This is a genomic window from Njordella aestuarii (genome assembly GCF_056494165.1).
This window is the reverse complement of record NZ_CM151397.1, coordinates 3,007,358-3,021,846: the sequence shown is the minus strand read 5'-3', so window position 1 is coordinate 3,021,846 and position 14,489 is coordinate 3,007,358. Positions and strand designations below refer to the sequence as shown.

8 protein-coding genes are annotated in these 14,489 nt (G+C 51.2%); 1 reads left to right on the top strand and 7 read right to left on the bottom strand.

The genetic code is table 11. The features are described from left to right. Positions 1-23 precede the first annotated feature (23 nt). The gene (locus SH451x_RS11865; protein WP_479362668.1) at positions 24-3,362 is read right to left on the bottom strand and encodes a UTP--glucose-1-phosphate uridylyltransferase; all 3,339 of its coding nucleotides are present in this window, start codon (positions 3,360-3,362) and stop codon (positions 24-26) included. Positions 3,363-3,411: 49 nt separating this feature from the next. After that, a complete protein-coding gene (locus tag SH451x_RS11860) occupies positions 3,412-4,269 on the bottom strand; it encodes a sugar phosphate nucleotidyltransferase (protein ID WP_479362667.1) in 858 nt (285 codons plus the stop codon). Positions 4,270-4,630: 361 nt separating this feature from the next. Here SH451x_RS11860 and SH451x_RS11855 point away from each other — a divergent pair, with 361 nt between their 5' ends. Continuing rightward, complete coding sequence (locus tag SH451x_RS11855; RefSeq protein ID WP_479362666.1) at positions 4,631-8,668, top strand: mechanosensitive ion channel domain-containing protein; 4,038 nt, start codon at positions 4,631-4,633, stop codon at positions 8,666-8,668. A gap of 46 nt (positions 8,669-8,714) precedes the next feature. On the opposite strand, the gene SH451x_RS11850 is transcribed toward SH451x_RS11855, so the two are convergent. From SH451x_RS11850 to nhaD, 5 genes are all read right to left on the bottom strand, one after another. Then, positions 8,715-9,206, bottom strand: a complete 492-nt coding sequence (locus SH451x_RS11850; protein ID WP_479362665.1) for a TadE/TadG family type IV pilus assembly protein — start codon at positions 9,204-9,206, stop codon at positions 8,715-8,717. Between the two features lie 66 nt (positions 9,207-9,272). Then, on the bottom strand, positions 9,273-10,394 hold the full coding sequence (locus SH451x_RS11845; protein ID WP_479362664.1) for a VWA domain-containing protein: 1,122 nt from the start codon (positions 10,392-10,394) through the stop codon (positions 9,273-9,275). A 28-nt stretch (positions 10,395-10,422) separates the two neighbouring features. Further along, positions 10,423-10,836, bottom strand: coding sequence for a TadE family protein (locus SH451x_RS11840; protein ID WP_479362663.1), 414 nt, complete (start codon positions 10,834-10,836; stop codon positions 10,423-10,425). Between the two features lie 271 nt (positions 10,837-11,107). After that, positions 11,108-12,604, bottom strand: coding sequence for a bifunctional folylpolyglutamate synthase/dihydrofolate synthase (locus SH451x_RS11835; RefSeq protein ID WP_479362662.1), 1,497 nt, complete (start codon positions 12,602-12,604; stop codon positions 11,108-11,110). Positions 12,605-12,767: 163 nt separating this feature from the next. After that, complete coding sequence (nhaD, locus tag SH451x_RS11830) at positions 12,768-14,240, bottom strand: sodium:proton antiporter NhaD (RefSeq protein WP_479362661.1); 1,473 nt, start codon at positions 14,238-14,240, stop codon at positions 12,768-12,770. Positions 14,241-14,489 lie beyond the last annotated feature (249 nt).

Here is a 14,489-nt window from a genome sequence, read left to right as displayed (position 1 = left end):
CGCTGATGGAGGCTCGCAGGGGCTCATTGCCAGTCGCAGATCGAATCGACATAGGCAGCCGACCCGTCGCGGACCCAGCCGTCCAACTGTGCGACGTCTTTTAGTTGCTGTCCGCGTTGGATCGGTACCGCAAAATATTCGCAGCTTACTTCAGGAAGGCTGCTCATATCGCCCCAAAGTTTCTCGAACTGGGAAACTGGGAAGATATCTTCTTGGCCTTGCCCCCAACGCTTCTTCACATCTTTAATGGTAATGTAAGTTGGCAGTCGTGCTGCAAGCTTTCGGACAGCGGCGCGAACCACTTCGGGACGATGAAGATCTTGTCGGCTAAGTTCAAAGACTCGAAGCAATTCATCGATATTGATCCACGTGGTCATCGAGTTGTAATAAGTCAGTTTGAATTCGGCGCGTTCGTCTGGCATTGCCAGCCCTTCAAGCAAGCGTGGTCGGCCGTCAACTAACGCTAGTCCACCACCACGATCGTCCATGCGCCTGGCAATAACTTCAAAACTTAGCGTGACTCCACTTTCGATGTGACGTCCTAGCAAGCTTGGATCGACGGCCGCACCGAGTGTATCGATGTTGTGTAACATCAGGAACTGCACCTGAGGCTGATCCTCGATCAGCTTTGCCAGTGTTCCGTTGAGTAGCATATTTGGGAATTCGTACCAATGTCCAACGGGATGCATGCACTGCATTGGCAGGTTGTCGACGTAATCCGACGCTGGCCCAGCGTCTTCCGCCCATTGCAGAAGCGCCGCTTGGGCACTTTGCTTTACTTTCTGTTGTTGTTCGTCCAGGACTTGCTGAGGCATCTCTTCCCACAAAAATCGGAGGTCGCGAGGAGTCGGAATCATGCGCAGGCCAACCGACATGCCTTTTGATAGATAAACCGGGCCCTCGAAGTTGTAATTGCCGTTCGCGGAGAGCACTTTTTCGATCGGGTCATGGGTAAGATAACCGGTCGTGAATACGTGCGGAATTTGCGTTGCATATCGCCGCGAAACTCGCCGCGTCTTGGCTAAATGCGTTTCGATAAATGTCCGGTGCCTGCCGTTGAACTGGCAGAAAGGATGCAAACCTTTGACAACGCCGGCGCCGCCAGTCCATCGGCTGCCTACACCGGCGGCCAACGTTACAATCGCGACTCTGCCATCAACAATCGCTTGCTCGCCCTTGAGCCGGTAAGCCTCGCCAGCATCACGTCGCATTTCAAAGACATGCTCAGAAGCGACATCTTCAATCTTTGTTTGCGGAGGTAACAAATTCTGAGCAAGCCCAATTCGGCCGTTTAAAATCGCTTCACGCAATTCATTGTGCGCTGTCGTATCAAAGCCGTTTTCAACGAGTAGTGTTGGAAGCGAATTGGTCTTCTGATCGGCCTTTTGCGATTGAGGCAACACGCAGTCAAGCATCCACTGCGACGTGTCGACATCGTCGCGAACTTGGGCGCTCAAGCGTATCCATTCGCGTTGAACTTGTGGTGTCATCGTGCGAAGATCGGCTTTGAGCCATTTCGGAACCATGATGGAATAGTAGCCGCGCGGCAGCATTGCCGCGGCACCTTCCAGAAGATCTGCCGATGTTCCATTATCGTTAATTTCGAAATTGTAAACGACGGGATCCATAGCAAACGGCAATTGCGTCTCCATGGCTCGTTTCGTGTCGACTAATGCATTTTCCAACCAATCCTGAGCCTCGCTCCGAATTTCGGGATCAAAGAGAAAGCCCATGCCTCCGCCGGACATGCCACCTAACATCCAAAAGCCCCAAAAGTGTTCCCCGAATCTCTCAGAGCATTGCTCGATCATGGAATTCGTAAAACGGTTTGTACACCACGGGATGATCGCTTGCAGTGCTTCTGTAAAATTCAAAGTTGTCAGTTGCCCGACACGCTGAATGTCGCCCGCTTCCAAAGCGAGTTGAATCTCATCAAGGATACCAATGGCAAGCTTGCGGGCCTTCCATTCGTCGTCACAACGCAAAAGATATTTTTCGGTAACCATTTCCAGTATCGGGCCCACATTCTGAGCCATCCCGCCATAGATAAGGATCAAGCTTTTTTCAAGCTTCCAGCGGGCTTCATCTGAAATCTGGTCCCGTTCCAATATCGTATGCTGTGGTAACAGACGACCGCGACTGATCCCGAATTCGCTATCATCCTGATTCGCCGTTGCGCCCGTGATCAGTTTGATGCCTGGCCATATGCCGCCAGAGTCTTGCCAACCGCCACCTGAGCCGCCCAGCCATTCACCCAAGATTGCTCGTGCCGTAATAAGTCTTCGCTCTTCCGCCGAAAGCCGTCCGGTGAACTCGTTGACTTGGCCTGTGATGCGCATCAAGGCTGATATTAGCGAGCCTAACAAGTTTGTTGAAACGGCAAGTCGAGAGCCTTTCGGAATATTGTTCACCGAAGACACTATCTCCAATCCCAAGTTAGGCCGGCCGATAAGCTGCAACAAAAGTTCCGCCATACTCCGGTGACACCCTTCCATCGCTGGTGGTACCAATCCTGAGGCGATCACCGCGGCTTTGAGCAGGCCAAGATAGTCTTTTGCAAAATCGAAAAGGTCGTCAATCTTAGTCAGCTCAACTTCGGCCTGCAGGTCAACGCTAACAAGTCGCAGCACGGGTCGGTCGATAACCCGAACATAAGCTTCCACCGGGGGCTTTGGAATTCTATCGCGACCTTCAACGCCCAAGTTAATCGACGCGTTGATCACGCGAGCCCCTTCGGGAAAATCCATCCCCAAGAAGAAAATGTCGCTCCAACCCGAGTGCGAAAAATCCATACGCACACTGGTTTCTTCGCGCAGGATTGGAAATGGCGATGTTTCGCTGTCGCGAGTAAGCATCCGCTTGTCCAATCGCAACGGATAGTCACTCGGATGTCCAATTCGGAACATCCACTGATTGCCGCGGACCGTACGCACGCTGCGTCGGACTTGGTCTGCTAGACGTTGAAACGCAAGTTGATGGTAGGCGCGGGACAGGGCGCTTGCGATCAAAACAGAAGGCCCCTCTTCATTCTGCACATGCAACAACTTGTCGATCGCTTCGTTGCTGTGACGTCGCAGAATTTGTTCGTACGCTTCGTAGGGGAGGTAGCTGTTCTTGCATTCGTCCAGAAGCGGTGGAAGCTGATAGCGATAAATGGACGTTAAGAAAAACAGGGCGCGAACTTGATGGTACAGATTCTCGTTGTCGCGCCGAAACTTATCGAGGCCTTCTGCAACTGCGAGCAAATCGTCGCGAGTCATGCCTCGACAAAGCGAATCGAGCGACTGATCGCGCACGCTCGAATCCGCTGCAACGATAGTCTCTATGAATTTCGCAGATAGATTTATTTTGACAGGAGTCACAGAGCAGACCTAAGACGTAAAGATTGGAAACGATAAAGTTATGAACGGTTTACTTGGCCAACGCAAGGTTCGACGGATGTGCTGACAAAAGTTCAATCATTTCGCGAAGGATGCGATCTCGATCAACCCCAGAAAGAGCAAGTGCAAGTTGCGTTTGTAACAAACCGTACTTAACGCCAATGTTGTGTCGCTGGCCTTCAATCTGAAGTGCAAGGACTTGCTCGCGAGAAGCAGCAAGGTTCAAAGCTTCGGACAACGCTACGGGGCGATCGAACGTCACGGCGAGCTCATTAAGCGCTTCGAAAATCCCCGGCGTTATAACGTGCATACCAAAGAAGCAGAGATAGGTCCCGCTGCGGAAACCGGCCGTCGTCAAGTATTGTTCCGCTTGAGTTGGAGTCGGCTTCTCAAGAACAATTTTTACATCGAATAGATCATCAAAGCCTGGGAGACGCTGACCACCGATTGCACCGAAGTACGGTAGCATCGATTCTCGCGTTGGTTGAACTGCAGATACGCAGCAGTTATGCGTCCGAGCAACTTGGAGAAGCTGTTCCGCGCACCGCACGGCAGAATGGCTGATATAAATATGGTCGCCAACCAGATGAAGCACGCTCTCGCCATCGGCGAAATCCTCACCGCATAATATTGCATCGCCGTAGCCGAGCGGCTTTCTTTGAATCAAAAATTCGAGACGATCAACCAGTCGACCAGCTGCGGATCGATAGGCGTCTTGATCTCCGTCGCGGATTACAATGGCCACTTCCTCGATTCCAGCCGAGTCAACTTCCTCAATAATCATTTCCAGAGCAGATTTCTCGACGCCATCGCGATCGACTAACCTTTGCAACGGAAGGGTATTTTGACCGGGGCCAGCAGCGGTAATGATTGCTTTTTGGATGGGCATCGTCGCAAGAAATCTCAAAATGGCGGAAGAGTGCGTTGGAGCGAACAGTTCCTTAGTTTACTCCGGCTCGGATGTCCGCCAATTCTCGGTTTAAATATTGCAAAGCAATTTTAGCTGGCTTAACGGAGCAATCGGAACCAGGAACGCTCTGAACGCCTCTACGAGGTGCTAAGGTCGCATAATCTTACAAAATCGCCACGAAACTATTAAGGATATGTCCGTTGTTTCAGAAAGTTAAAGGATCCGAATGCGGTAAATTCGCCGCCTCATATTGATGTCGCGATGGTAATTTGGCTAAAACGCACAAGGCGGTTTGAGCATCTGCACGCCGCGTCCCGACTTCATTCGATTGAGTATAGTAATGGCCGCGAGTAAAGCGACACGTCCAAGTTACCGACCACGATTTAGAACCGCCATTGCAGTCGCGTTTAGCTTCGTCTGTATCCTTTCGGGAGCCAACAGTGGTCGGTTGGCAGCACAATCCAGTCAGCCAACACACGGCGCGATCATCGATGGCAGATTTAATGTCCTCGAAGCGCCCCCACCTCCGAGTCCCTGGATTTTTGACATCCCTGACCTGACTGTTTCGGCAGACTCGACAACATTTGATCCGTTCAAACGAGATTTACCAGAAGCTGCTCCAGAGCTAGCTCCTCCATCATTACGCGTGCAAGTCTTTTCGCCCACGCTCCCGCAGTTACCCGACGACAACGGTGTCCAAAATGCCGTTCATTTTGACAATGGGGCAAGTGGCGTCGAACAAGCTACTGCGATTTCGGATCGGAAGATTGAAGATAGTGACAGCAGTTCGGACACCGCGGGATTGAATCGCGTTCCACGTTCATCAACGGCAACGGTTCAACTCGCCGCTCGTCAGCCAGACGAAACCAGCACTACAGCTGAAGTCAGCGAATTGCCTGCTTCCGCAACCGAACCAGCAACTGCGACCGAGAACGCGGTGGCACCGCCGACAAACGCCAACGTTCCAGCCGCCGGGAGCGCTTCGCCAGCCGTATCGGCAACTCCGTCTACGAACAGCATTGAATCACCGATATCAATCGAGCTCGTCGAACTTCGAAAACAGCAATTGGCAACCAGCACTGAACTTGAGGCGTCAGTGCGTGACGAGCTTATCAAACACTACGATATGATTCTCGCCGAATTGCAGTTGAGAAATGAGCGCGAAAAGAAAGCCAAGGAGTTTTCGGCCAAGGCGGAAGCCGCCCCGGGTGCAATTGCTGACTACAAACGTCGCAAAGAAAACCCGCCGAAGCTCGAGTCAATGACGACCTTCGCCCTGCGAACTTCGAAGCAGGAAGATCTGCAATCGATGTTACAGCAGCAGCAGACGGCGATGCAGTCGATCATTGATGGCAAAAGTTCGATTGACACAGCGGTAGCCGCACGTGAAGTGCAAAAAGGAAAAATTCCGCGTCTCATTAGCGAAGAAAAAGCATTGCAGGCGAAGATCACTGAGGATCTGGCAGCGCGTTCGAATGGAGATGCAAATCCACAGATCTCTGAAGCCAAAAACACACTTTTACGCGCGCGTCTGTCGGCCAGCATGGAACAGGTACGCATGCTTGAGCAAGAGATGCGAGCCTACCAAGCGGAAACTGAATTACTGCCACTGCAGAAGGAAGTCCTCGCAGTAGATGAGAAGCTGCTGAATGCAAAGATCAAAGAAATCACAGCTGAACTTGAAAGCCGCCGCGAAACCAAGATCGATAGCTACCGCAAATTTGCAGAGTCGATCCTTGCCAATTCGCCTTCCGCGAGCGATCGCGCGAGCGCGGAGAATATGATCAGGGCTTGGCTCGAATGGCGGAAAATCGTTTTAGAAGACCGCAAGATCCAACTTGAACTCGAGCAGTCGCAAGCTCGCTATGAGCTGTGGGATGAACGCAAGAAAGAAATGACGTCCCGAATTGATTCTAGGACTAAAAAGAGTTCCGGAAGCCAATTGGGCGGCTTAAATAGCTGGATCGGACTTATGCTCCGTCGCCAGCGGACGGAGTTGCCCAGCCTTCGACTGTTACAGCAGCAAATGGAAGGCTATCAGACTCGTATGCAGGACGTTGATCGATTAAACCTCGAGCTTAACGACTGGAAGAGCCGGCAGAGCGCCCTGAAGGAGGGCAGCTCTGAAGAATTAAGCAAGGTTCAAGAGAAAGAAATCGAACTGATCAACGATTTTCAGAAGGACGCCGACGACTTCTTTAATGACCTGATCAATATTTCTGATCGCAAAGATGACATGATCAAACTTGTTACAGCGTATCGGCAAATCATTGACCAGCACGTGTTGTGGATTCGATCAACGGAACCGATCAACAAATCCTATGCCCAACAGTTATGGCCTGCGCTTTCATGGATCTGTGACTTTGATTCCTGGAAAATGGTGGGCATTGCACTAGTAGCTGAATTTCGAGCCCGGCTAACCGAATCAATACTGTTTGTCATCGGCTGGATTGTGCTCGTGTTCAACACTCGCAAAATGCGCAACAAGATTCGAGAAGCGGGTGAAGCGGCGAGCAAATCGAGCAACATGCGCTACCTGCCCACCTTTCAAACAGTTCTATTGACCCTTCTGATCAGCTCGCCCTGGCCTGCGCTGATGGCCTACATTGGCCTTCGTCTTTACGGAGCACATAACGCTCAGCCATTTGTACAGCAGTTTGGTTTTGGGCTGGCCATAGCTGCGCGATTTTTCTTCGTCATCGAAGTGTTAAGGCAAGTTTGTCGGGCCGGCGGACTGGCTGAAAAACATCTCAATTGGGCCAGTGGAGCGACGGCACTTTTTCGGCGACATCTGCGCTGGTTCATCGACCTTTCGTTGCCGCTCGTTGCCATCGTAGCTATGGTCTTCGAAGGGGGCGACGAGGTATGGGAAAATTCCTTGGGGCGATTTGCCTACATCATCCTCATGGTAATCTCTGCATTTGCCATCGCTAAAATCTTCCATCCGACGCACGGCGCACTTCGCGAATACATTGCACGTCACGGTGGTGGCTGGGCAGACCGGTTGAGGTACGTTTGGTTCATCGGTTTAATCTCTATACCGCTTCTGCTCGCGTGTGGCTCGGCACTTGGTTACCATTACACGTCAGTACGACTCGCAATACTTTGCCACCGGACTGCGATCACGATGGTTGGAATTTTCATTGTCTACTGCTTGGCAACGCGCTGGCTGCTGCTCAGCCGACGCCGGCTTGCGATCGCACAAGCGCGGCAACGTTTGGAAGACGCCCAACGTGAAACGGCCAATACTCCTGTCGCCAGTGGTATGCACGATGTTCGAAGTACTGAATTCCGCAATGAGATGCGAAACGAGCAGAATTCAGTCGACTTGGTAGCAATCAATGCGCAAACAATGCGACTTGTATCAGCTTGCGCAGTCGTAGCCGCCATGGTTTCGTTCAGCCTGATTTGGAGCGACGTGCTTCCCGCTGTGAATGCCTTAGATCGGATTCAAATTTGGGATATTAAGGATGCCGCTGGTACTGTCACGGAAGTAATCACGCTTTCGAACATCCTGTTTGCAATTCCGATCGCAGTGCTAACGGCCTTTGCCGCGCGCAATTTGCCAGGGTTGTTGGAGATTGCGTTGCTGCAGCACCTACCAATTGAAAACGCTGTGCGCTATGCAATAACCACCGTCTCTCGCTATGCACTATTGATGGTCGGCATCGCAATGACCTTTAATTATATCGGCGTCCGCTGGTCCAGTATTCAATGGTTAGTCGCTGCATTGGGGGTCGGTCTTGGATTTGGTCTTCAAGAGATCTTCGCCAATTTCGTCTCGGGATTGATCCTATTGTTCGAACAACCGATTAGAGTCGGTGACGTCGTAACAATTGGTGACACGAGTGGTGCGATTGCAAAAATCCGCATGCGTGCTACTACGATCACAAACTGGGACCGCCAAGAATTGATCGTTCCTAACAAGGATTTGATTACGGGACGTTTGCTCAACTGGACGCTTTCCGATTCAACAAACCGCACGGTCATCACAGTCGGGATTGCTTATGGGTCGGACACCGAGCTAGCATGTAAGATTTTGCTGGACGCTTGTGCGGCACATCCAAACGTCTTGGTGGATCCTACACCGACTGCGTTCTTTGAGAACTTTGCCGATAGCACGCTACAGATTACATTGCGTTTTTTCTTACAAACTTTGGATCAGCGTCTGCAAACGCGACATGAGTTGCTGACAACGATCAATAAGATGTTTTCTGAAGCAGGAATTGAAATCGCATTCCCTCAGCGCGATCTACATCTGCGTTCCTTGCCTGTATCGCTCACCGATTACCTGTCCCGTTCCAACTTGTCGCTCGACCAGACAAACCAACCGCAAAACGGTAGTGTGTCCAACAGCGTCGACCAAACGTCGAAGTAATTGCTGTCCAGCGAGACCAGCCATCGCAGAGCTTATCGCGTTCGCTTTACGGGACAGCCGGCGGAGGATCGGGCACTTCTGAAGTAGATGTAGAAGTCGCAGCCGCAGCCACCGCTGCAGGTATTGCAGTTGGCACTACCGCGGCGATCGTCAAACGTGGTTTAGTACATTTAGCGACCAAGTTTGCATCGCCAAAAAAACGGCTCAACCCATAGCCATTTGTGCGTATGGGTGCAGTAATGACGATCGACAGTTGATCGGTACTATCCGTAATTTCTTCGGGAAACACTTCGACGACAAAATCCGATGCGCGTACAACAGAAAGCACTCGTGTTGCTTCTGCTCTTACTTGATCCGCGGTTGCGCCCGGGACAATGCCTGCTCTGGCGGCCTCGTAGGCGGCATTATCAAGCGTGTGCCGCAACATTGCTACGCGAGAAAATTCGATCGTGCCCATAAACATCATCAGCACGATGGGTATGGTGATGGCCATTTCTAGCGAAACAAGTCCGGAACGCTCTTTTTTAATACGAATCATGGTTCAATCGTTTTCAACTACACTACTCTTTTTACAATTCGATGCTTAGTTCGCAATCGGCAATACTTACTGTACGAGTCGGATCGGCAAGTCAGCGGCGATTTGACGAAATGCATCTTTTAGAGCTGATTCTGTGGGTGCGTTGTAGTATGTTCCGCCCGTAATGTCGGCGATCTGTTGCATGATGGCGGTGTTTGCGAAGTTACCGAACGATACAGCGTGAACCACGATACCTTCTGCGGCACACTCCGTAGCAGCTTCGATAGGATCTCGACCGACGTTTGGAATTCCATCTGTTAACACCACCATCGTCTTGACCGCGTCAAAGCGTGCGTTGGGGCTATTTTTAAGTTGGTTAAGGCCAACGGTCATTCCATCTCCCAGATTCGTCCAGCCATTGATAGGCGCACTTCCGCGAGCAGCTAGCGAAGCCGAAATACTGCCAAGCGAAAATGTAAAATCCAAGTCAGCGGTCGCATCGGTGGCATAAGACGCTAACGAAACTTTTTCGACGGCTGTCGTCGCATTCAGTGCTTGTTCAAAAATTGTGTAGCCATTACGCAACGCAGCCCAACGACTGCTGAAGAAACTAGGCGGCGTGAACTCGCTATGAAAAAACGGATAGACTCCGTCTTGATCTAACCGCCACATCATCGACCCACTGCGATCAATGACCAATGCAATGTCTCGATCAGATTTTACAGAGACGGCCGTTTCTGCGATGTCATATGAGCTGACTCCCAACAGGCCGCCGAAGAAAGTTGGTATTCCACTATTTCCCGAGGCCGACGATCGATCGACGCGCACTTTCACTGCGTTGATGGGTGTGGCACCTTCGTTGAATGTAAATAGACCTGCTCCATTTCGAGCGGCATTACCAAAAATAACAGCGTCAGGCGGCAGGTTATAGGTTTTGCCGGCGATCTTATTCATCGCAGCCACATTGATCGCGACTTGTCGAGCTTCCGCAACACTTCCGCCCATGTTCAGCTTTTGTGCAGCGGCTTTCGTCGCAGCATCGACCGTCGTGCGCAATTCCGTGCGCGAAGTTTGCATGTAGGCCACATTGACTGCGATGGCAGAAAATGTTGCGAATACGGACAAACTGATGGCAAGGAAAACGACTAACGCACCGAGCCGCGAGGGCCGCTGATGTCTTTTTTGTCGTAAAGGATTTCGATTCTTCATGTTCGGTCTGGTTTATCTTAGGACTGACCTATTCACGTACCATCGACGCCGACACGGCGACGGTCTTCGGTGAAAAAAGCCCCGTTCGAAGGTAAGTGTTTTGAGACATTGGGGCTGAGACGGTAACTGTCAATATCTGGCCGGGAGTTGAACTTTCCGGTGGCATACTGAAATTGAGTGAGGCACCGACGATTCGGCGTTCATCAAAAATCCGTGTACCCTCTTCGGTCGCGCTCGACGCCGTTCCCGCAGGACTTGCCGCGTTTCTGGCGCTCTCGTAAGCCGCAGTAGCTAGTGACTGTTTGAGAAAAATGTAAAACGTTAGTTCCAGCGATCCAAAGCAAAAAGCGACCAGGATTGGAGCAAACACAGCTAGCTCGACGACGGCAGCGCCGCAGCGGTTGCGCTTTTTCCATCTGCCATTGTTTGTAGTAAGCAACATTTCGAACTGCGCGGACTTTTGATACCAAGGGTTTCTCAATTGCTTTCCGCATCCAGATCGCTTCGAAGTTCGATGCAACCGCGCGGCTAGCTCACGACAATAAAGCTAAGTTGCAGTAGAGAAACACGCGAAAAATGTTGCAAACACGGCATTAGGTAATTCGCAACATGGACGGTTTGTGCGCGTCGTAGCGATTAAGCGGCTAGAAAGAAACTTCCGCGTTCAGAAGTTCGTCAGAAACGTAGGCTTTGCACGGAAATGCGAAACGCTATTAAACGTTTAATCTCTCAATCCGCATGGCTGCCATTATCTCTGCAGCGAGGAAGAACGACCCTGTAATACAGACAAGGCCACGTGTGCCGGCCAAGGTTCGGGCAAGGCGTAGGGATTCGGACGGTGAAGAACAAATGTGCGTTTGAGCGAGCAGTCGATCGACCTTCGACTCAAGAGCTTCTTCCACCAATTGACTTCCAACTTTCTTGACCACGGTTCGCAAAGTCTGGCAGTCGACCGCACGCGGGTTGGAATGGTATTGAGTTAAGATCAGTTGGTCGCACGATGGTAGCAACATCTCAATCATCTTCTGATATTCCTTGTCGCTGCTTGCCGCATATACAAGCACACGAGGAATCTTGGGACGCGCTAAATCGCGAGGCCAATAGCTGTCGAGCGTGTCGAGCATCGCTCCGATAGATGCTTGGTTATGGGCGGAATCGAGAATGATGGGCGGCGAGCCCGGAATAAATTGCATTCGAGCGGGAACTTGCGTGGTCGCCATCGCTTCCGCCACTGCTTCATCGGAAATCTCGAGGTGCACGCGTTGCGATAGAACGTCGAGCGCCGCAATTGCGGTCGCCGCATTCGACGCTTGATGAGCCCCCTTCATCCGTATCGTCAAGTTAGGCCGCGGCTTCGAGCGAGGCCAGCGATCACAGTCGACTTCATAATCGATGACCATGTTGCTCGGCGAATTGAAGCTAGCCGAACCCACTTGCATATCTTGAGATTCGGCCGTCGTAGATCCACGAATGACCGTCGAAAAATCTTCGCCAAGCTGACGGAGCTCGCTTCCACAATCAGCCGCTTTCCGGCGAATGACCTGTTGCGCTTCCGGATCCAAGACACCACTTACAACAGGTATCGCAGGTTTGATAATTCCTGCTTTTTCTTGCGCGATAGCTGGTATGGTGTTTCCAAGCTGTTGTTGGTGGTCAAAACTGATCGAAGTAATCACAGACACGGCGGGCACGCAGACGTTTGTACAATCCAACCTACCGCCCAAGCCTACCTCAATTACGGCAATATCAACATTCCGATTGGCAAACATCAGAAATCCGATGGCCGTCGTAAGTTCAAAGAAGGTTGGCTTACCATCACCGTTTGCAGTAAGCGATTCGGCGATCGGGAAAATCTGATTTACACCGTCAACAATCTCGGATTCATCGCATGGCACGCCCGCGATGACGAAACGTTCTTCCAAGCGGGTCAGATGAGGGGAAGTGTACAGCCCAACGTTTTGCCCATTGTGACGCAGCGTTTCAGCGATCAACCAAGCGACCGAGCCTTTGCCTTTCGTGCCAGCGATATGAACGATCGGGTATTTGCGATGCGGATTTCCAATGGCTGCCAGCAACTTGTGCATTCGAGCCAAACGAAAGTTCTTTTGGCTGTAAGACTTCTGACCTACTTTCTCGTAATTGATACGATCAAATAAGTACTTTGTCGCTGAAGCGTAATCGAAAGCCGGTGGGATGATTGATGAGTTCATCGAAACACGAATTGCGGCCCGACGACAGTTATTGCCGGAGCCTGACTTTCTTCAATCACCCAACTGAACTGCTGACCTTGCTCCCCAGCCACGAATGCTGGGAACTACTTCTCAATAAATCTAACCGCTCTGCGAGTATCGGCAAGATCGCGTCGGCGACATTTTAACCAAACATGCTAAACACTTGGGATTGTAGCAAAAAGGTTATAACACCAGAAAAATATCCAAGCAGTGCCCACGGGCCAATCTTGCGTAGATACCAAACAAATTCAATATGCTCTAGCCCCATCGCGGCGACTCCCGCCGCCGATCCGATGATCAAACAGCTCCCGCCAGTGCCTGCACAAAAGGCCAACATCATCCAAAAGTAAGAGTCTTCGGGGTAGGAATACATCTCGATACCCGCCGCGACTAACGGGACGTTGTCCACGATCGCCGACAAGAGCCCGATGATGATCGCAACTATCGACTGGTTTCCAATCGTATCGCTCAACCAAGTCGCTAGCTGACCGAGCAACCCAATCGATCCCAAAGCCCCAACGGCCAACAAGATTCCTAGGAAGAACAAAATGCTGGACATGTCAATGTTACGCAACACATGCAGTACGCCCGTCGAGCTTCTTGTGCGTTCGTCGACGGTGTGCGAGATGAGTTCCGAGACGATCCAGAGAATCGATAAGACAAGTATCATACCGATGAAAGGTGGCAAATGCGTCACACTCTTGAAGACTGGTACACTGATCAAACCACAAACGCCCAAGATCAAAAACAGCCCTTGATGAAATGGCGTCAAAGTCTTGTCGACGTGTTGATTGTCGGATGCTTTTACTTGCACCAAATCTCCCTTCAACGTTCTTGATAAGACAAGCAAGGGAACGAGCAAACACATAACACTCGGTAAAAAAAGCTGCTGCATCACGGCGATGGGAGTAATCTTGTGCTTCACCCATAGCATGGTCGTGGTAACGTCGCCAATAACAGACCAAGCGCCTCCGGCATTCGCCGCCACAATGGTCATACCGACAAAGACCGCACGCGTTGATCGATCGTGCACTAGCTTTCGCAAGAGAGATACCATGACGATGGTCGTCGTCAAGTTATCAAGCACCGCAGAAAGGAAAAACGTGAACCAAGCGACGATCCAAATCAGCTTGACCTTACTGGTCGCGTTGATGCGTTTGGTGACAAGAGCAAATCCCTCGTTGGCATCGACCAATTCGACGATGGTCATCGCCCCCATCAGGAAAAAAAGGATGCTCGCGATTTCATAAAGATGGTGCGCCAGCTCTCCTTCGATCAAGTACTCTCGGTTAATATTCGCGCCCGATTCAACATCCGAAGCGGGCACTACCGATGCCGTGTGGTTGGTTGCGTCGGAATCGACAGCTGGCGGTACCTGTGGATCATCGGCGTCGGGGTCAGACGCGGGACCGTGAGCGTGCGCTTCTGCGAGCTGCATCTTGAATGACTCAGGAACTTGCTCGATTGGCAATAACGAGTCAACATTCAATGCGCACAGAGTCCAGCACAAGCACCCTGTCAAAATCGCTGTCGGTGCCTTGTTGATATGTAGAGGATGTTCCAGCGCGATCGCGAGGTAACCCACTACGAAAATGATGATGATAGTCGCGACCATTCCGAACCCGTCTTTGTACACGTCATGTTAAGAAGCTGGATTTTAAGCTGGAACCTTAAACCAACCGAGCCGTTTTGCCTAGTCGTTTCGCTTCATATCACTGCAGGAAGCTACTGGGCAAGACCACTTTGGGAGTAGACAAGTTGCATACAAACATGAGCGAACCGCAATCGAATCGTGCTAGAAAAACTAGGGCGGAAGCGTTCTGGTGAAGTTTGTGCGGGTCGGCTATAAATGCGACTTCGCTGG

Bases quoted from the DNA above. Each gene is read 5' to 3' on its own strand.
- SH451x_RS11860 (WP_479362667.1), bottom strand. From the start codon at position 4,269: ATGCCCATCCAAAAAGCAATCATTACCGCTGCTGGCCCCGGTCAAAAT.
- SH451x_RS11855 (WP_479362666.1), top strand. From the start codon at position 4,631: ATGGCCGCGAGTAAAGCGACACGTCCAAGTTACCGACCACGATTTAGA.
- SH451x_RS11850 (WP_479362665.1), bottom strand. From the start codon at position 9,206: ATGATTCGTATTAAAAAAGAGCGTTCCGGACTTGTTTCGCTAGAAATG.
- SH451x_RS11845 (WP_479362664.1), bottom strand. From the start codon at position 10,394: ATGAAGAATCGAAATCCTTTACGACAAAAAAGACATCAGCGGCCCTCG.
- SH451x_RS11840 (WP_479362663.1), bottom strand. From the start codon at position 10,836: ATGTTGCTTACTACAAACAATGGCAGATGGAAAAAGCGCAACCGCTGC.
- SH451x_RS11835 (WP_479362662.1), bottom strand. From the start codon at position 12,604: ATGAACTCATCAATCATCCCACCGGCTTTCGATTACGCTTCAGCGACA.
- nhaD (WP_479362661.1), bottom strand. From the start codon at position 14,240: ATGGTCGCGACTATCATCATCATTTTCGTAGTGGGTTACCTCGCGATC.